The organism is Sinorhizobium sp. BG8 (assembly GCF_016864555.1).
Taxonomy (GTDB): Bacteria; Pseudomonadota; Alphaproteobacteria; order Rhizobiales; family Rhizobiaceae; genus BG8.
The window spans coordinates 778174-797438 of record NZ_CP044011.1 but is presented as its reverse complement, the minus strand read 5'-3'; the positions used below and the strand labels follow the sequence as shown (position 1 = coordinate 797438).

Here is a 19265-nt window from a genome sequence, read left to right as displayed (position 1 = left end):
CCGTGCTACTCTGCCGCCCTGCGTCTGCGCCTGTAGCGGATCGTGCTGAACTCCGCCGCCAGCCCGTCATAGAGCAGCAATCGTCCGACCAGCGGTTCGCCGGCCTCGGTCACGAGTTTGATCGCCTCCATCGCCATCAGGGTGCCTATGACGCCGGTGAGCGCGCCGACGATGCCGGTCTCTGCACAGGCGGGCACGACGCCCGCCGGCGGCGGGGCGGGGAAAAGATCCCAGTAGCCGGGATTGAGGCTGCCGTCCGTGCCGGCCTCGTAGGGCTTCAGCACCGTCAGCGAACCGTCGAACCGGCCTACAGCTCCCGTAACCAAGGGAATGCGCGCCTGTTCGGCCGCATCGGCGGCAGCATAGCGCGTATCGAAGTTGTCCGACCCGTCGACGAGGAGATCGAAACCCGCAAGCTGCCGCACCGCCGTCGCGGCATCGAAACGCTCGTCGAAGCGGATCAGACGGACATGGGGGTTCAGGCGCGCGATGGACGCCGCCGCACTCGCCGTCTTCAGCTCTCCGAGCGTGCCGCTGTCATGAATGACCTGCCGCTGCAGATTGGACAGCGACACGCGATCGTCGTCCGCGATCCCGAGGGTACCCACGCCGGCCGCTGCCAGGTACTGCAACACGGGCGCACCAAGCCCTCCGGCACCGATAACCAGCACACGGGCATTCTTCAGCTTCTGCTGGCCGGCTCCCCCGATCTCCGGCAGAAGGATGTGGCGCTGATAGCGGGCGATTTCTTCGGGGCTCAAGGGTTCCATGGGGACGATCTTAGAGCGGCGGATGCCCGAATGGAATCAAGATGTGACCGCGCCCGAAACGGTCCCGTTCGAAACCGTCAGAAACTCCGCGCGGTCGCCGAGGGCTTCGAACATGGCACGGTCGGTGCCGGTCATGAAGGCCTGGCCACCGAGCGCATGGACCCTGTCGAAGAGGGCGGCGCGGCGCGCCTCATCGAGATGCGCGGCGATCTCGTCGAGCAGGAGCACCGGCGCGTGCCCCGTCATGTTGGCGACGAGCCCGGCATGAGCCATGATCAGGCCCACCAGCAGGGCCTTCTGCTCGCCGGTGGAGCAGCGCGCGGCCTCCATATCCTTCTCGCGATGGCGGATGAGCAGGTCACTGCGATGCGGCCCTTCGAGCGTGCGGCCCGCAGCGGCATCCCTGTAGCGACCATCGCGCAGCATCGCGATGTAGTGCTCCTCGATGTCATAGGCCGGGCGGTGCCACTCGCCATCCAGAAACCCGGAAAGCGACATTGCCGCGGAAGGAAACGCCTGGTCGTCGCGCGTGGCCTCGACGAGGCCAGCCATGAGGCCGACCAGTTCCGCACGCGCCAGCGACGTGGCTATGGCGAGCTCTGCCATCTGCCGCTCGAGGGCGGTGAGCCAGTTCTGATCGGGACGAGGCTCGGAGAGAAGCCTGTTCCTGCCGCGCATCGCCTTCTCGAAGTCGGCGGCACGGCGGCCATGTTCCGGATCGAGCGAGAGGACCAGGCGGTCCAGGAAGCGCCGACGCTCCGCGGAAGGGCCGGTGAAGAGACCGTCCATGGAGGGCGTGAGCCAGACAACGCGCAAATGATCCGTGAGCTCGTCCACCGACCTAGCCGGTGTTCCGTTCAGCCTCAGTCGACGAACCTGCCCTTCGTCTCCTCCGTCCGTACCCGTGCCGATTTCGACCGAGCCTTCCATGCCTTCGATCTCTGCGAAGACGGTGAAACCGCCCGGCGCTCCCTCCCGCGTGACATCGGCATAGGAGGCGCGCCGGAGCCCGCGGCCCGGAGAGAGAAAGGAGACGGCCTCCATCAGGTTCGTCTTGCCCGCGCCGTTCGCTCCGGTCAGCACCACATGCCGACCGTCGAGGTCGAGCGACAGCGTCTGATAGTTGCGGAAGTCGGCGAGCTTCAGGCGCCGAAGTGAAACCTTGTTGGGCATGGAGTTTCCGGTTCGTGGGCAAAGAGAGCTATGCCGACACGACCGCGATGGCAAGGGCGAGGATAAGGATTCGGGTCTCGACCTGTGCTCTGCCGGCCCAGATCAGCAAGTCCCTCCAGGATGACCACGAGAAGGCCGGCTCAGCAAGACCGCGCCGCACGGACGCCACGCATCCGGTTTTCCGGTGTACGGGACGGCCACGCCGCGCTCGAGCCGGTGTGCAGCACGGCGGAGCGCCGCGCATCCGCTCAACCTTGGCGGACTGCGCGAACGGGTCGCTCCCAACTGCCGATCGTTAGCTGGCGAAGAACGCGCGCAACCGAGCGAAAATCCCGTGCCGCGGCGCGGCAAACTCGGTGCGTATGTAGCGTGCCGCCGTTGCTGCGCTGACCGTGGCGCCGAAGTGGCAATAGCAGATGACCTTGTGCAACTGCTTGTCGCTCAGTTCGAAGAACTGCTTGGCAGAGCCGTAGCTGTCATCTTCCAGGCCCGCCGCACGCAGGACCGGATCCTCGAAGGCAACGGAGATCGGCGTGTCGTCATCGCGCATGGCGGCGCGAAGGGCGGCCGGCTGGTATTCTGTCTGGTGCAGCGTCGACAGGAGCCGATGCGGATTGCGCTCAAGGAGTTCCGCCCAGCGCTCGAGGCGCTCGAGGCGCGACATCGGCCGGGCCGGGTATTCATGTTCGACCTTGGCGACAATCTGAAGATGCTCAACTGCATGGTGCTTCATTTTGGCCTCCTGTGCCGTCACTGACGGCTTCAAGGTTTCGGGTCCGTAACAAGCGTGACTCCAACCGGACTTGATGTCCAATCACGATCAGGCCCGGCCGGATTTTTGGGCTCCGCTGCGATCGGCCGCACCCTCCACAAGTTGTCATGCGTCAAAAACCGTTGCGTCCTCCGCCCGTGCAAGTTACTTCGTGAGGAACCGTGGTCATTGCGCTTCTGCCTTTGCCGTTTCCATTCCCCCGAGATCTCAAGGTTCCCCTCTTGCTGTCTACCTCGCGAATTTTCGAAAAGAGCTTCTCCGCCTTCCTGTTCGACATGGACGGCACGATCATCAATTCCATTGCCGCCGCCGAGCGCGTCTGGAGCAACTGGGCGCGACGCCACGGGCTGGACGTTGAAGCCTTCCTGCCGACGATGCATGGCAAGCGCGGAATTGACACCATTCGCCAGCTCAACCTACCTGGCGTCGATGCCGAAGCGGAGGCGAAGGAGATCGAACAGCTGGAGATCGAGGACGTGGCGGGAGTCATGCCGCTTCCAGGCGCAATTGCGTTCCTGAGCGCGCTGCCGCCGGAACGCTGGGCGATCGTCACCTCCTCGCCGATTGCGCTTGCGAAACGCCGGCTGGCTGCGGCCGGGATGCCCGTTCCGAAGGTGATTGTGACGGCGGAAGACGTGACGATCGGCAAGCCTGCGCCGGACGGCTACATTCTGGGCGCACAGCGGCTCGGCGTCGATCCCGCTGATTGCCTCGTCTTCGAGGATGTCGCCGCCGGCGTGATCGCGGGCGAACGGGCGGGTGCGCACGTGATGGTCATCACCGCCACCCATACCCACCCGCTGGAGACCCGCCATCCCTCCATCGACGGCTATGACGATGTCCGCCCGCATCTGGAGTCGGACGGGCGCATCTCGATGATTAAGGTCGGCTTCTGACCGCAAGGCACATTTCAGGCACCGCAAACGCAAGAAGCCGAAGGTGTTTCCACCTTCGGCTTCCAAAATGAGGTGACCGACAGGTGGTCTCCTTGCCTTACCCCTCGAAGAATTCCTTCATGCGGGCAAAGAACCCGGTCGATTCCGGATTGTTCTCCTTCGACGAGAGTTCCTCGAACTCCTTCAACAGTTCGCGCTGGCGCTTGGAAAGCTTCTGCGGCGTCTCGATCTGGATCTGGATGTAGAGGTCGCCGGTCTGGTTGGAGCGAAGCACCGGCATACCCTTGCCCTTCAGGCGGAACTGCTTGCCGGCCTGAGTACCTTCCGGCACCGAGACGCGCGACTTGGATCCGTCCAGGGTCACCACGTCGAAGGTTCCGCCAAGTGCTGCGGTCGTCATCTGGATCGGCACGCTGCAATAGAGATCGGCACCGTCGCGCTGGAAGAACTCGTGCGGCTTGACCGACAGGAAGATGTAGAGATCTCCGGCAGGCCCACCGCGCAGGCCGGCTTCTCCTTCGCCCGAAAGGCGGATACGTGTGCCGTCCTCGATGCCCGAGGGAATGTTGACCGAGAGCGAACGCTCCTCCGTCACGCGGCCCTGGCCGTGGCACTTGCCGCATGGATCGGGAATGATGGTGCCGCGACCCTGGCAGGTAGGACAGGTGCGCTCGATCGAGAAGAAGCCCTGTGCCGCACGGACGCGGCCGGAGCCCTGGCAGGTACCGCAGGTCTGGGGCTTGGTGCCGGGCTTGGCGCCTGATCCCGAGCAGACCTCGCAGGTGATCGAGGTCGGGACACGGATCTGGGCCGTCTTGCCGGAGTAAGCCTCCTCGAGGGTAATCTCCATGTTGTAGCGCAGGTCCGCCCCGCGCTCCCGGCCGCCGGAGGAACGCCGCTGGCGTCCGCCCCCATCATCTCGCCGAAGATGTCCTCGAAGATGTCGGAGAATCCACCGCCCTGGAAGCCGCCTCCGAAGCCGCCGCCACCCATGCCACCATGCTCGAATGCCGCATGTCCGTAGCGATCGTATGCAGCCCGCTTCTGAGGATCCTTCAACGTCTCGTAGGCTTCGTTGACTTCCTTGAACTTGTGCTCAGCGGCTGAATCGCCCGGATTCTTGTCGGGATGATATCTCATCGCCATCTTGCGGAAGGCGCTTTTCAGTTCCTTCTCATCGGCGCTCTTGGACACTCCCAGCGTTTCGTAAAAGTCTGCTTTTGCCATTCGAGTTCAGGTCCGTTTCATGGACTGGATATCGTCACCACAAGGATTGGAAATCACGGTAAGGTTTGTCCTGCGCGCAGCCGCATGACCACTACGCAAAAAGGCGGAAGTCCGGACGGGATTGAAAGCCATGATATCCGCACCGTTTCGAACGGTCCCGATCATGTGCCTTTCCTTCCCCGTCGTGAGGCCCTTCCGCCACTTCTCCACAAGAAAATCCGGCCGCTGACGCGGCCGGCATTCCGGATCAAGCAGACCGCTTGCGGTCGTCGTCGTCCTTGACTTCCTCGTAGTCGGCGTCAACGACGTTGTCGCCCTGCTCTTCGGCGGAGCCGCCTTCAGCCGCCTGCTGCGCCTCGTAGATCGCCTGACCGAGCTTCATGGATACCTCCATGAGCGTGTTGGTCTTCGCCTTGATGTCCTCTGCGTCGGGCTCGGAAGCCTCGACAGCAGTCTTCAACGCAGCGATTGCTTCCTCGATGGACTTGCGGTCCGCTTCGGAAACCTTGTCGCCGTATTCCTTGAGCGACTTCTCGGACGAGTGGATCAGGCTTTCGGCCTGGTTCTTCGCCTCGACGGCCTCACGGCGCTTCTTGTCGTTCTCGGCATTGGCCTCGGCGTCCTTGACCATCTTCTCGATGTCCGCGTCGGAGAGACCACCGGAAGCCTGGATGCGGATCTGGTGCTCCTTGCCCGTGCCCTTGTCCTTCGCCGACACCTGCACGATGCCGTTGGCATCGATGTCGAAGGTGACTTCGATCTGCGGCATGCCGCGCGGCGCCGGCGGAATGCCGACGAGGTCGAACTGGCCGAGCAGCTTGTTGTCCGCAGCCATTTCGCGCTCGCCCTGCGAGACGCGGATCGTCACGGCCGACTGGTTGTCTTCGGCAGTCGAGAAGGTCTGCGACTTCTTCGTCGGGATCGTCGTGTTGCGCTCGATCAGACGGGTGAAGACGCCACCCAGCGTTTCGATGCCGAGCGACAGCGGGGTCACGTCGAGGAGCAGAACGTCCTTGACGTCGCCCTGGAGAACGCCGGCCTGGATGGCAGCGCCCATGGCGACCACTTCATCCGGGTTCACGCCCTTGTGCGGCTCCTTGCCGAACAGCTGCTTGACGACTTCCTGCACCTTCGGCATGCGGCTCATGCCGCCGACAAGAACGACTTCGTCGATCTCGCCCGCCGTAACGCCGGCATCCTTGAGGGCTGCCTTGCACGGAGCAACGGTACGCTGGATGAGGTCGTCGACGAGGCTTTCGAACTTGGCACGCGACAGCTTCATCGTCAGGTGCTTCGGACCGGAGGCATCCGCCGTGATAAACGGCAGGTTGATTTCGGTCTGCTGCGAGGACGAGAGTTCGATCTTCGCCTTTTCCGCGGCTTCCTTCAGGCGCTGCAGAGCCAGCTTGTCGTTCTTGAGATCGATGCCCTGGTCCTTCTTGAACTCAGCGGCAAGGTACTCGACGAGGCGCATGTCGAAGTCTTCACCGCCGAGGAACGTATCACCGTTCGTCGACTTCACTTCGAAGACGCCGTCACCGATTTCAAGCACCGAAATATCGAAGGTACCGCCACCGAGGTCGTAGACCGCGATCGTCTTGCCGTCCTTCTTGTCGAGGCCGTAGGCCAATGCTGCGGCCGTCGGCTCGTTGATGATGCGAAGCACGTCCAGACCGGCGATCCTGCCGGCATCCTTGGTGGCTTGGCGCTGGGCATCGTTAAAATAGGCTGGAACGGTGATGACGGCCTGCGTGACCTTTTCACCGAGATAGGATTCGGCCGTTTCCTTCATCTTCTGAAGGATCATCGCGGAGATCTGCGACGGGGAGTAGGACTTGCCGTGGGCCTCAACCCATGCATCGCCATTGTCGCCCTTCACGATCTTGTAGGGAACCAGGGCCTTGTCCTTTTCGACCATCTTGTCGTCGTAACGGCGGCCGATCAGGCGCTTCACGGCGAAAAGGGTGTTTTCAGGATTGGTGACGGCCTGGCGCTTTGCCGGTTGTCCGGTCAGGCGCTCGCCATCTTCGGTGAACGCGACCATCGACGGGGTCGTGCGCGCACCTTCGGCATTTTCAATAACTTTCGCGTCCTTGCCATCCATGACGGCGACGCAGGAGTTTGTCGTTCCGAGGTCGATACCGATTACTTTTGCCATGTCATATCTCTCCTTCAAGCGAGCTGCCGGAACCCCATCAGGCATTCTTTTGGCAGCCCCCAGTGGTATAAAACGCAGCCTCTGCTGCGGTTCTGCGGCGTATATAAGGACCAGTCCAAACGACTGCAAGGAGTTCGGCGGCTGCAATGCTTGCAAATTCAGCGTTGCGAGCGCCCCCTCTGCAGGCGCCAGGCCGGCTCCCGCACCTATGTGATAGCAGTTCGATGATCCGTCAAGGCGATGGTTGGCGAAGGCAAGTCGGATGAGGGATTTTCCGGACGGGTGCGGACTTCGGCCGGCCGGAACCTTCTCAACCGCCGGTCAGAATGTCGAGGAGGGTGGTGCGCCGGGTCTCGGACGGACGCGAGCCGATCTCGGCCGGAGGGATCGGATCATCGAGGCCCACGTCGTTTCGCTGCCCCGTCGATCCGGTCCGGTCGACCGGAACATCTCCGCGGGGGCCTGCCGCCCGCTCGAGGCCGAGGGCGCGGGAGACCATCTCGCCGATCGTCTGCGGTTCCTGATTGTGTTCCACTCCATCCAGCCGGGCCATTGGCGCCGATATCTCCGACGTACCGAACAGCGGCGAAGGCGACAGCCCCTCGTGTGCCGCGATCATGTACTGGCTCCACGCCTTGGCGGGTAGACCGCCGCCCGTGACCTTCTTCATCGACTTGCCATCATCGTTTCCGAACCACACGCCCGTCGTCAGATTGCTCGAAAAGCCGACGAACAGCGCATCGCGGAAGGACTGCGTCGTTCCAGACTTGCCCGCGACCTCCCAACCCGGAAGCTTGGCGCTCTTGCCGGTTCCCTCTGTGATGACGCGCTTCATCATGCCATTCATCATGGACACGATTTCAGGCTCCAGCACGCGCGGGGATTGTCGTAGGTATTTTCGTAGAGAACCTTTCCGTCGGCCGTCGAAATACGCCGGATCACGTGAGGCGTCGCCTTGTAGCCTCCGTTCATGAACGGCGCGTATGCGGAGGTGAGTTCGACGAGTGTCACTTCCGAAGTGCCGAGCGCGATGGAGGCATTTGACTGAAGTTCGGATTCGATGCCGAGACGGTGGGCGAGTTTCACGACGTTGTCAGGCCCGACTTCCATGACGAGCTGCGCCGCGATCGTGTTGAGCGAGTTTGCGAGGGCAGAAGCCAGGGTCACTTCGCCCCGATACTTCTGGTCGTAGTTCTCCGGCGTCCACTTGCCTATCCGCACAGGCGCATCGTTGCGCACCGAAAGCGGCGAGCGACCACTTTCCAGGGCGGCGGCATAGACGAACGGCTTGAAGGCCGAGCCCGGCTGACGCTTCGCCTTCGAGGCGCGGTCGAACTGGCTTGCGGCATAGTCGCGGCCGCCGACGAGCGCGCGGATGGCACCGGTTCCGTCGATCGAGACCAGGGCCGCCTGCGAGGCATTGAGCTTTGTTCCGTTCTCGTCAAGGATCGCGGAGATCGTCTCGTCGGCCTTCTGCTCGAGGCCGAGATCGATCGTCGTGTCGATGACCAGATCTTCCTTGATGTCACCGATCAGGGCGGGGAGTTGGTCCATCACGAGATCCGCGACATAGTGCTGGGCGCCGGACCAGCTGCCCTTTGCGCGCGCAGGCGTCTGCGACATCGCGGTCTTGATCTCGGAATCGGTGACGTAGCCCTCTTCCCGCATGGCGGACAGAACCACCTGGGCTCGCGCTTCCGCGGCTTGCGGATCGCGGGCCGGCGAAAGGCGCGAAGGCGCCTTGAGGAGGCCCGCGAGAAGGGCTGCCTCCCCGAGATTGACGTCACGGGCCGACTTGTTGAAGTAGCGCCGGGAAGCGGCCTCCACGCCATAGGAATTCGAGCCAAAGAAGACCCGGTTGAGATACATCGCAAGGATCTGGTCCTTGGTGTACTTGTGCTCCAGCCAGATGGCGAGCAACACCTCCTGCACCTTTCGCTCAAGCGTGCGCTCCGGAGAAAGGAAGAGGTTCTTGGCGAGCTGTTGGGTGAGCGTGGAACCGCCCTGCACCATGCGTCCCGTCACGACGTTGGTGACCATGGCTCTCGCAAGGCCCAGGGGATCGATGCCGAAGTGCGAGTAAAAACGACGGTCCTCGATCGCGATCACGGCCTGGGGAATGTAGGGAGACATGTTCTCCAGCGACAGGGCCTCGCCGCCGGTCATGCCGCGATTGGCGATGGCCTCCCCGCTGACCGCAAGGATTTTGACGTTGGGGGGGCGCTCCGGTATCGCCCAGCTGGTCGCACTCGGCATGCGGGCGCCGTAATAGAGAACGAGCGCACCGACGCCCATGGCGCCCCAAATACCCAGAACGATGCACCAGTAGAACATGGAACGCAGCAGGCCGAAGAAGCCGCGACCGCTGCGCTGCCGGCGGGATTTCTCCCGAGAGGCCTTCGGCGTCTTGCGCTTCGACGACGATCCCTTCCGCGAGCTCCCGGCCACGCGATCGTCCGCATCGAGACGCAGGTCGCCATCGCCACCGCGCCCACGTCCTCCTTCGAAGGACGGCTCAATTCGCTCGGATTTGCGGTTGCCTGCCATGCCTGGTTGGGTGGCCCTCTTGATGCTTCGCCGTCGGTTGAACTTTAAATGCGGCGATTTAAGGGGTGGTTAAGAACTCGGAAACGAATTCTTTAGAATTCTCAACTGGTTTCCCGACAGCTCGCCCGCACTTGCCGTTCCGTTTCGGGCACCCCATCCGGGCTTTTGCGAACCGTTCGCCGGCTTCCTGTCCAGCAGGACCATGCTCGGTAGCCCAATTGACCAAATCGACGAAACATGCGATCTTTCTAATGTAGTCGCAAGGGAGTGATTGCGGAGCCTCTATGGCCAGCCGACCTCACCTGCAGACTGAACCGTCGGCGTCGACGAGATGGCGCCAGGCACCGAATCCGCGGTAGCCGTTTCTTTAAATCACGTGCAGATCTGCGCAGGCGTCGCTCGCCTGGACGTTCAGGCATGTCTCCGAAGGGATTGACATGCGCATAAGCTATGTGCGCGGGAAGGGCTTCAAACTTGAGGTCTCTTCCGCGTTCTTCCTCGCCGTGTTCCATGTGATCATGGCCCTGCTGTAAGGCCCGTGGCGGCCGGGAAACAGGCCGCCACGCTTACGCAATCTCCGAATGCGCGGGGTAAAGCCGCATGCCCCGAAAGATCCAGCCCTTCCGGTTCTGGGGAACCGCCTCGATCTCGAATGAAAAGGGCGGCCCGAGAGCCGCCCGTCTTAAACCGATCTTCCGATCGAGATCAGTAGTAGGGGGACAGGCACTGCCTGCGTCCACCGTAACCGCCGGGGTTGAAGGTATTGTCATAGGCGCGGTAAGAACGATAGCGTGCGGCGCACCATTCGTAGTGACGGGGATTTACGCCACCTTCCTCTACATAGCGCGGCTGGCTGGCGATCGCTCCACCGATGATCGCACCGGCGCCGAAGGCAGCCAGCGGGTACCAATAGCCGTCCGAATAGCGGCGATATCCGTCACGGTGATACCGATATCCCTGGTGCCCATTGTAATATCCGGGACGCGGGCGGTGATGGTGACGGTACTGCACGGTCTCGATATCCGAGCTGACCGTCATGTCGGTCCGCGGCATTGCCGTCGCCTGCACCGGAACGAAGGTCGTCGCGAATACGGCGGCGGAAAGCACCGCTGCCGCGCATCTCTTGACGATCTGGATCATGTGAAAACTCCTAAAATCTATCTGCAATGACGTTCTCAACAGAGACGGCGTCATGTTTACTATTGTCAGCTGAACTGAGGATGAACCGTCTTCCGATCAATTTAACTTGATGGACTGCCATTTCGTTCCCGCGTGAGAAAGCGGGATCGCTCGAAAACCAGAACGACGACGAGGGCGATGAAGAACGGTATGATCAGGTAGAGCAGGCGGAAGACCAGAAGCGCAGCGAGTACGGCGGCGGGGTCCATTTCGGGCAGGCCGGCGATGAAGATCAGTTCCAGTACGCCGATTCCACCGGGAGCGTGGGATATGAGAGCAACCGAGAACGACGCGAGAAAGATCCCAAGCACCACCAGGAAACCTGGATTTCCTTCGGCCGGCAGGACGGAGTAGATGATCGCCGTCGCCGCGACAATCTCGATCGGCGCGATGAACAGCTGGCGCACCACCAGTGTGGGCTTAGGGTACTCCAGCTTCAGCCAGCGCGTGTGGATGGGGCGGAAACCCACGAGACTGCCGATCACATAGATCGAGATAAGTCCGAGAATCAGAAGGCCCGTGGAAATGGCGGCCTCAATCGGCAGGAAGTCGGCGACCCGCGCGACGATATCCGGCTCGATCAGCAGCACGAAGCCGAAAAGCATCGCCGTGCCGAGAGCGAACGTGAAGGAGCAGAACGCGACGAGCACGCCGACCTCGGACGCCGTCAGCCCCTTCGACGTATAGGCCCGGTATCTGACGACAGCTCCGGAGAATACAGACGCACCGATCGTGTGCGAGAGGGCGTAGGCGGTGAACGAGGCGACCGTGATGAACCAGAGCGACAACCGGTGTCCGAGATGCTCGATCGCAAGATGGTCGTAGGCCGCAAGAGCTCCGTAGGCAACCAGTGTCGCACAGCAGGCAAGCAGCCAGCCGGACAGGGGGATCGCGTACAGGCTGTCAGTCAGCTCGCGAAGGGAGAGCCCCTTCACATCGTGATAGAGAACCCACAGCGAGAAGACGATGGCAGCGCCGCCCACGAGAGGCCAGAAGAGCTTTTTTAGTTTCATAACAGGCGAACCATTGCATGTTGCGGGACGCCGCACCACCGCCGTACGACGTAGGTGCCCGCAAACGCGACGAAAGACTTACGGAGGCTGGCCCCGATGGCCGCGACGATGCGGGCCAACGGGTTTCGGAAGGCGGTCGGGCCCGTACCAGACAGCGTCGGCATCACCATCGCGACTATTTGGAAGCGATGGCCGCGAGGATGCGGATCCAGGAGCGGATGCCCTTCTCAAAGGAACGCAGCTCGTATTTCTCGTTTGGGGAGTGAATGCGATCGTCGGAGAGACCGAAGCCGACCAAAAGCGACTCCATCCCGAGCATCTTCTGGAAGTCCCCCACGATCGGGATCGAACCGCCCATGCCGATCACCACCGCGGGCTTCGACCACTCATCCGAAAGCGCATCCTTTGCCTTGGTCAGGAGGGGCGAATCATAGGGCAGCTGGATGGCAGGCGATCCCCCGTGGGCATGGAAAGACACGGAGCAATCGGACGGGATCTTCGACTGGACATAGGCGCGGAACGCATCACGAATGCTTCCGGGATCCTGTTTGCCCACAAGGCGGAACGAGACCTTGGCGGAGGCTTCGGCAGCGATCACCGTCTTGAAGCCATCCCCCGTATAACCGCCGACGATACCGTTGACCTCCGCGGTCGGCCGGGCCCAGGTGAGCTCGAGGACCGATCGTCCCTTTTCCCCGGACGGCACGGACAGGCCGATTTCGCCGAGGAAACTCTCCGCAGTCGTGCCGAGCGTATCCCACGCCGCCTTGATCTGGCTCGGCGTTTCCTCGACGCCGTCGTAGAACCCCTCAAGCGTCACACGGCCGCTCTCGTCGTGCAGGCCCGCGAGAATTTCGGCAAGGACATGAATGGGGTTGGCCGCAGCTCCACCATAGTATCCGGAGTGCAGATCGCGATTGGCGGCCCGCACGACGATTTCCTCTCCGACGAGGCCGCGCAATCCCGCAGAGATGGCGGGTGTTTCGAAGTCCCACATGCTTGTGTCGCATACGAGCGCGCAGTCGGCAGTGAGTTCCGCAGCATTGGCCTCGAGGAATGGCTTCAAAGAAGGTGAGCCGGATTCCTCCTCACCTTCGAAGAGAATGGAGACCCGGCACGGCAGGGCTCCTTGCGTTTCCTTGTAGGCGCGGCATGCCTCGACAAAGGTCATGAGCTGACCCTTGTCGTCCGAGGTTCCGCGGCCCGTGATGATCCGCCTTCCACCTTCGATGTCACGAACAGCAGGTTCGAAGGGATCGTTGTCCCAGAGGTTCAGCGGATCGACGGGTTGGACATCGTAGTGGCCGTAGAAGAGCACGTGCGGCGCGTCCTCTCGGGGACCGTCATGATGTGCAACGACCATGGGGTGTCCGGGCGTCTCGCGAACCGCTGCGTCGAAACCGAGCGAACGCAGTTCAGCGACAAGCCACTCCGCTGCCTTCCTGCACTCTGCACCGTAGGCCGGGTCGGTCGATATCGACTTGATGCGGACGAGCTCGAACAGGCGTTCGAGGCTCGCCGGAAGGTCGGCGGCGGCGTGATCGAGGACGGGCAGAATGTTTGTCATGACGGAATCCCTTGCAATTTGCCGGGACATTAGTTCGCCTGATGACAAGTGGCAATTCAAACCGGCGGACGAGGCCTCAGGGCCTGGGACACCGTCCGATGTTGGCGAGCATCATACGGATGTATTCGAGAACCAGTTCCTTCTCAAAGCGCCTGAACCCCCTAAAGAGTTCCTCCTCTATTGCGATGGCGGCCGCCAACGCCTCGTCGCGCAGTTCGCGCCCGCGGTCGCAGAGGAAAATCTGCTGCGCGCGGCGGTCCGCCGGATGGGTGCGACGCACGATCAGGCCGTCCCGCTCCATGCGAGAGAGGGTGTTTGCCATGGTGGCCTGCTCGATATCGAGGCGATCCAGAAGCTCCTTCTGGGTCAGTCCGTCGCCGTTCCAGAGTTCGAGAAGCACGGGAAGCTGTCCGGGGCAAAGCCATATTCGCTCGCCCGCCCATGAAGGGCGCGGGCGGCACCCTTCGCCAACAGGTTGGCAAGGTAGGCGGCCGACTCCATCCGGTCAAAGCTCATGGCCAGAGGCTAAGCGGAAAATCGAGTCGATACAATGGGTGCGGGAAGGGCATGAAGCCTGGGCGGACCCCAAAGAAAAACCGCCACGGGCTGGAGGCGCGCCCGTGGCGGTCCTTGCGAATTATGGACAAAGGCCCGGAGAGGGGGAAAGGCCTTTGTCCTACGTCTGGCGCGGCGGGGGACAGGCCGGGTGCCAGACAACGGCTTGATTAGATGCCGATGAGTGTCATTTGTGTCGGGGAATGTGGCTTTTCAAGGGACTCGCCGCCTCGCCAGAATTACAAATTGGTAACGTTTGTGTGAGACCCGCGAGCCCTTTCAGGAGATGCACTCTGGAGGCGAATGAACGATGGACGAGCCGTGTGCGCCGCGCTATCCATGCTCCCCATGAAACATGGTGATCATCTCTTTCTTGTCGACGGCTCGGGCTTCATTTTCCGGGCGTTTCACGCGATTCCGCCGCTCAACCGGAAGTCGGACGGACTGCCGGTCAACGCCGTATCCGGTTTCTGCAACATGTTGTGGAAGCTGCTCAAGGACGCGCGGAACACCGATGTCGGCGTGACGCCCTCCCATTTCGCCGTGATCTTCGACTATTCCTCGAAGACCTTCCGGAACGACCTCTACAATCTCTACAAGGCCAACCGGACTGCCCCGCCCGAAGACCTGATCCCACAGTTCGGCCTGATCCGCCATGCCACCCGCGCCTTCAACCTTCCCTGCATCGAAAAGGAAGGCTACGAAGCCGACGACCTGATCGCCACCTATGCGCGTCTTGCGGAAGCCGCGGGCGCAGATGTGACGATCATCTCCTCCGACAAGGACCTCATGCAGCTCGTGACGCCAAAGGTGTCGATGTATGACAGCATGAAGGACAAGCAGATCGCCATCGCCGAGGTCATCGAGAAGTGGGGCGTCCCGCCGGAGAAAATGATCGACCTCCAGGCCATGACCGGTGATTCGACCGACAATGTTCCGGGCATCCCCGGCATCGGCCCGAAGACCGCAGCGCAGCTTCTCGAAGAGTACGGGGACCTGGACACGCTGCTCGCACGGGCGGACGAGATAAAGCAGGTCAAACGGCGCGAGAACATCATCGCCAATCGCGATCTGGCGTTGCTTTCGCGGCAACTGGTGCGGCTGAAGACCGACACGCCGCTCGACGTCCCGCTCGAGGATCTGGACCTGCAGCCGCAGGACGGCCCAAGGCTGATTGCCTTCCTGAAGGCGATGGAGTTCACGACGCTGACACGGCGCGTGGCGGAAGCGTGCGACTGCGACGCGAGCGCCATCGAGCCTGCCGCCGTGCCCGTGGAGTGGGGTGCAAGCGCCCATGGACCGGACCTCGACAAGGGTGAAAGCCCGGGGCCTGCGCCTTCGGAAGCGACGGGGACCGAGAGCGCCGCCGAGGCTGCCGCAACGCTCCTTCCCGGAAAGCCCGCATCTGGCGATGCCACGCCCGGCGCCCTCGCCGCTGCCCGCCGCGAGATCTTCGGATCCCTTCCCGTCGATCATGCCGGATACGTCACGATCAGGGACATCGAGACTCTCGACCGCTGGATCGCCGATGCGCGTGAAACCGGCCTCGTGGGCTTCGACACGGAGACGACGTCGCTCGACGCGATGCAGGCCGAACTGGTCGGCTTCTCGCTGGCGCTCGCAGACAATGCCAAGGATCCCTCCGGGGCAAAGATCCGCGCGGCCTATGTGCCGCTGGCGCACAAGACCGGCGTCGGCGACCTCCTCGGCGGGGGGCTGGCAGAAGGGCAGATCCCCATCGGCAAGGCGCTGGAGCGGCTGAAGGACCTCCTGGAAGACACGTCTGTCCTGAAAGTCGCACAGAACCTGAAATACGATTACCTGGTGATGAAGCGACATGGCGTCGTCATCCGGAGCTTCGATGACACCATGCTGATGTCCTACGCGCTGGACGCCGGCGCCGGCACGCATGGCATGGATGCCCTTTCCGAGCGCTGGCTGGGCCACAAGCCGATTGCCTACAAGGATGTTGCCGGCAGCGGCAAGGGCGCGCAGGGCTTCGACATGGTCGACATCGCCAGGGCAACCGCCTATGCCGCCGAGGATGCGGACGTGACGTTGCGGCTATGGCACGTGCTGAAGCCCCGATTGGTCGCCGCCCGCCTCACCTCGGTCTATGAGCGGCTGGAGAGACCGCTTGTTCCCGTGCTTGCACGCATGGAGGAACGTGGCATCACGGTCGACCGGCAGATCCTTTCGCGGTTGTCGGGAGAGCTTGCGCAGGGCGCAGCAGCACTCGAGGACGAAATCTACGAGCTTGCGGGCGAACGCTTCACCATCGGTTCGCCCAAGCAACTGGGCGACATCCTGTTCGGAAAGATGGGGCTGCCGGGAGGCTCGAAGACCAAGACCGGCCAATGGTCCACCTCCGCGCAGGTTCTTGAGGACCTCGCGGCCGAGGGCCTGCCGCTGCCGCGCAAGATCGTGGACTGGCGCCAGCTCACGAAGCTCAAATCCACCTATACCGACGCCCTTCCCGGTTTCGTCCATCCCGACACCAAGCGGGTGCACACATCCTATGCGCTGGCGGCCACCACGACGGGTCGCCTCTCTTCTTCCGAGCCGAACCTGCAGAACATTCCGGTGCGCAACGCGGAGGGCCGCAAGATCCGCACGGCCTTCGTGGCGACACCCGGCCACAAGCTGGTCTCGGCCGACTACAGCCAGATCGAGCTGCGTGTGCTTGCACACGTCGCCGACATCCCGCAGCTGAAGCAGGCCTTCGCCGACGGCGTCGACATCCACGCCATGACCGCGTCGGAGATGTTCGGTGTTCCAATGGAGGGCATGCCCTCAGACGTGCGCCGCCGCGCCAAGGCGATCAACTTCGGCATTATCTACGGCATATCGGCCTTCGGCCTGGCCAACCAGCTCTCGATCGAACGCTCGGAGGCCGGCGAGTACATCAAGAAGTACTTCGAGCGCTTCCCCGGCATTCGCGACTACATGGACAGCACCAAGGCGTTCGCACGCGAGAACGGCTATGTCGAAACCATCTTCGGCCGACGCGCCCACTATCCGGAGATCCGGTCGTCCAACCCGTCCGTGCGCGCCTTCAACGAGCGCGCTTCGATCAACGCGCCGATCCAGGGCTCGGCCGCCGACATCATCCGCCGAGCCATGATCAAGATGGAGCCGGCGCTCGACTCGTCAGGTCTCTCCGCCCGCATGCTGCTCCAGGTCCATGACGAACTGATTTTCGAAGTGGAGGACCAGGAGGTGGAGGCGGCGATCCCGGTGATCGTCCATGTCATGGAGAACGCCTCCATGCCGGCACTGTCCATGCGCGTCCCGCTGAAAGTCGACGCCCGCGCAGCGCACAACTGGGACGAGGCTCACTGAGACAAATCTCCCTGATCGAGAGGCCACGGACCTGCGAGCGTCGGTAGTGATGCCGCGCATGCAGGTCCGGTCAGGAGCTCGCTCAGGTCTCCGCCGCAACCTGGCCGGTCTGGATGTCCCAGAGCGTGCGATAAAGCCCTCCGCGGGCAACCAGCTCGTCATGCGAGCCTGACTGGATGATCCGGCCGCCGTCCATGACGTGGATCGCATCGGCGTGCACGACGGTGCTCAGGCGATGGGCAACGAGGATGACGGTGCGCTTGCCCTTCATCCTGGCGAGCGAACGCTGAATAGCTGCTTCCGTTTCGTTATCGACGGCGCTCGTCGCTTCATCGAGGATCAGGATCGCCGGGTCGATCAGGAGGGCGCGCGCAAGAGCAATGCGCTGACGCTGCCCGCCGGAAAGCTTCTGCCCGAACTCGCCGATCGGACTGTCGTAGCCATGCGGCAACGCCCGGATAAAGCCATCCGCTTCGGCAAGGCGGGCCGCCGCCTCGATTTCGGTGCGCGTCGCCTCCGGCCGTCCATAGGCGATGTTCTCCGCGATCGTACCGTGGAAGAGCGTCACCTCCTGCGGCACCCACGCCATGCTCCGCCGCAGCCGCGCGCGCGACCAGTCCCCGAGCGGAACCCCATCGAGCAGGACACGACCGCCCCGGACCTTGAGGAAATAGCCCATGATCTTGATCAAGGTGGACTTGCCGCTTCCGGTCGGCCCGACCAGGGCGACAGTCTCCCCGGCGGCGATGTCGAGATCGACATCGCTCACTCCGCCCGGACCGGTCGAGTAGCGGAACGACACATTCTCCAGTCGGATGTTGCCCGAGACCATCGTGTCATGGGCCCCATGTTCCTCCACCTGTGGTTCGTCGAGCAAGCGAAGGATCCGTCGGGTCGAAGCCATGGCACGCTCGTAGAGATCGGCGATCTCGGCAAGGCCGGTCATCGGCCAGAGCAGACGCTGGGTCAGGAAGACGAGGAGTCCGTAGACACCCACCTGCATCTGGCCCGACAGGGCGAGCCAGCCACCGATCATGAAGGTCGCGAGGAAACCCGATAGGATCGCCATGCGGATGATCGGAATGAAGGCAGAGGATATGCGGATCGCCGCCCGGTTCGCGTCGACATAGGCCCGGCTTTCCGCTTCAAGGGCCAGGGTCTCGCGCTTTTCCGCTCCGAATGCCCTGATCGTCTGCAGTCCCTGCAGGTTTGTCGTAAGCCGCGCCCCGAGATTGCCGGCCCGGGCGCGGACGGCATCATAACGAGCCTGGGCGCGGCGCTGGAACCAGAAGGCACCCGCAATGATCACCGGCACCGGCGTGAACGCGATGACGGCGATCAGCGGGCTCAGGATGAAAAATACGGCACCGACCAGGAAAACCGCCGAAAAGGTCTGGATGAGCTCGTTGGCACCGCGATCGAGAAAGCGCTCGAGCTGGTTGATGTCGTCATTGAGAATGGTCACGAGATCCCCGGAGCGGTTCTCCTCGTAAAAACCTGGCGGCAGGTGCTGGGCATGGTCATAGCAGCGCACGCGCAGCCTGTGCTGCATGTCCTGGGCAAGGCCCCGCCACAGGATCTGATAGAGATATTCGAACAGCGATTCGCCGAACCAGATCAGAAAGGTGGCGATCCCGAGCAATGTCAGCTGGTGCACGGGGTCGGTCACGCCGAGCTGAGCGACGAAGGAATCCTTGCCCCGCACCACGACGTCCAGCGCCGTACCGATCAGGATCTCGGGCATGACGTCAAAGATCTTGTTCGTGATCGAACAGAGCGTCGCGCGAACGACACGCCCTCGCTCCTCCCGCACCAGCGAGAACAGGACCAGCAGGGGATGGCGTCGTTCGATGGAACCGGAAGCGGACGGCGTTCTTTCTTGCGCGGACATGGTTGTCAAACCTGCGTTGGGAGGCGGAATCGCCTCCAGATACTTACGCTGCGAAAACCGCTCGGCTCTACAGCCCTAGGTCGAGGCTTGCAATCTCTTAATCCTGTTTCGACATTCCCGCTGCCGCCAACGCTGAGCGCAATGCGGTTAAGGCCAATTTAAACTCTTCCTCTCC

The 19265-nt window shown here is 62.6% G+C and carries 10 protein-coding genes and 3 pseudogenes; 2 read left to right on the top strand and 11 right to left on the bottom strand.

The window, feature by feature from the left end; genetic code table 11:
• Positions 1 to 5 precede the first annotated feature (5 nt).
• From moeB to F3Y30_RS03620, 3 genes are all read right to left on the bottom strand, one after another.
• The gene (gene moeB, locus F3Y30_RS03630) at positions 6 to 770 is read right to left on the bottom strand and encodes a molybdopterin-synthase adenylyltransferase MoeB (protein ID WP_203425186.1); all 765 of its coding nucleotides are present in this window, start codon (positions 768 to 770) and stop codon (positions 6 to 8) included.
• Between the two features lie 36 nt (positions 771 to 806).
• Positions 807 to 1943, bottom strand: a complete 1137-nt coding sequence (gene recF, locus F3Y30_RS03625) for a DNA replication/repair protein RecF (protein WP_203425185.1) — start codon at positions 1941 to 1943, stop codon at positions 807 to 809.
• A 295-nt stretch (positions 1944 to 2238) separates the two neighbouring features.
• Complete coding sequence (locus tag F3Y30_RS03620) at positions 2239 to 2676, bottom strand: hypothetical protein (RefSeq protein WP_203425184.1); 438 nt, start codon at positions 2674 to 2676, stop codon at positions 2239 to 2241.
• A gap of 263 nt (positions 2677 to 2939) precedes the next feature.
• On the opposite strand from F3Y30_RS03620, the gene F3Y30_RS03615 reads away from it, so the two are divergent.
• A complete protein-coding gene (locus F3Y30_RS03615; protein WP_281435455.1) occupies positions 2940 to 3611 on the top strand; it encodes an HAD-IA family hydrolase in 672 nt (223 codons plus the stop codon).
• A gap of 97 nt (positions 3612 to 3708) precedes the next feature.
• Here the strand turns inward: F3Y30_RS03615 and dnaJ are convergent.
• The 7 genes and pseudogenes from dnaJ to F3Y30_RS03580 form a co-directional block, all read right to left on the bottom strand.
• Positions 3709 to 4838 (bottom strand): annotated as a pseudogene (gene dnaJ / locus F3Y30_RS03610) (molecular chaperone DnaJ).
• A 247-nt stretch (positions 4839 to 5085) separates the two neighbouring features.
• Positions 5086 to 6996, bottom strand: coding sequence for a molecular chaperone DnaK (gene dnaK / locus F3Y30_RS03605; protein WP_203425183.1), 1911 nt, complete (start codon positions 6994 to 6996; stop codon positions 5086 to 5088).
• A 310-nt stretch (positions 6997 to 7306) separates the two neighbouring features.
• Positions 7307 to 9543 (bottom strand): annotated as a pseudogene (locus F3Y30_RS03600) (transglycosylase domain-containing protein).
• A gap of 705 nt (positions 9544 to 10248) precedes the next feature.
• Positions 10249 to 10683 (bottom strand): BA14K family protein, encoded by a 435-nt coding sequence (locus F3Y30_RS03595; protein WP_203425182.1) that lies wholly within the window; start codon positions 10681 to 10683, stop codon positions 10249 to 10251.
• A 101-nt stretch (positions 10684 to 10784) separates the two neighbouring features.
• On the bottom strand, positions 10785 to 11735 hold the full coding sequence (locus F3Y30_RS03590; RefSeq protein ID WP_203425181.1) for a lysylphosphatidylglycerol synthase domain-containing protein: 951 nt from the start codon (positions 11733 to 11735) through the stop codon (positions 10785 to 10787).
• Positions 11736 to 11910: 175 nt separating this feature from the next.
• Positions 11911 to 13302 (bottom strand): dipeptidase, encoded by a 1392-nt coding sequence (locus F3Y30_RS03585; RefSeq protein WP_203425180.1) that lies wholly within the window; start codon positions 13300 to 13302, stop codon positions 11911 to 11913.
• Between the two features lie 76 nt (positions 13303 to 13378).
• A pseudogene (locus F3Y30_RS03580) lies at positions 13379 to 13818 on the bottom strand (MarR family transcriptional regulator).
• A 387-nt stretch (positions 13819 to 14205) separates the two neighbouring features.
• On the opposite strand from F3Y30_RS03580, the gene polA reads away from it, so the two are divergent.
• The gene (gene polA / locus F3Y30_RS03575; protein ID WP_203426471.1) at positions 14206 to 17199 is read left to right on the top strand and encodes a DNA polymerase I; all 2994 of its coding nucleotides are present in this window, start codon (positions 14206 to 14208) and stop codon (positions 17197 to 17199) included.
• 82 nt (positions 17200 to 17281) lie between these two features.
• Here the strand turns inward: polA and F3Y30_RS03570 are convergent, their stop codons facing one another.
• A complete protein-coding gene (locus F3Y30_RS03570; protein WP_203425179.1) occupies positions 17282 to 19090 on the bottom strand; it encodes an ABC transporter ATP-binding protein in 1809 nt (602 codons plus the stop codon).
• Between the last annotated feature and the right edge of the window lie 175 nt (positions 19091 to 19265).

Coding starts and splice junctions, on each gene's coding strand:
- F3Y30_RS03590 (WP_203425181.1), bottom strand. CDS start 11,735: ATGAAACTAAAAAAGCTCTTCTGGCCTCTCGTGGGCGGCGCTGCCATC.
- F3Y30_RS03620 (WP_203425184.1), bottom strand. CDS start 2,676: ATGAAGCACCATGCAGTTGAGCATCTTCAGATTGTCGCCAAGGTCGAA.
- F3Y30_RS03585 (WP_203425180.1), bottom strand. CDS start 13,302: ATGACAAACATTCTGCCCGTCCTCGATCACGCCGCCGCCGACCTTCCG.
- F3Y30_RS03570 (WP_203425179.1), bottom strand. CDS start 19,090: ATGTCCGCGCAAGAAAGAACGCCGTCCGCTTCCGGTTCCATCGAACGA.
- recF (WP_203425185.1), bottom strand. CDS start 1,943: ATGCCCAACAAGGTTTCACTTCGGCGCCTGAAGCTCGCCGACTTCCGC.
- dnaK (WP_203425183.1), bottom strand. CDS start 6,996: ATGGCAAAAGTAATCGGTATCGACCTCGGAACGACAAACTCCTGCGTC.
- polA (WP_203426471.1), top strand. CDS start 14,206: ATGAAACATGGTGATCATCTCTTTCTTGTCGACGGCTCGGGCTTCATT.
- moeB (WP_203425186.1), bottom strand. CDS start 770: ATGGAACCCTTGAGCCCCGAAGAAATCGCCCGCTATCAGCGCCACATC.
- F3Y30_RS03595 (WP_203425182.1), bottom strand. CDS start 10,683: ATGATCCAGATCGTCAAGAGATGCGCGGCAGCGGTGCTTTCCGCCGCC.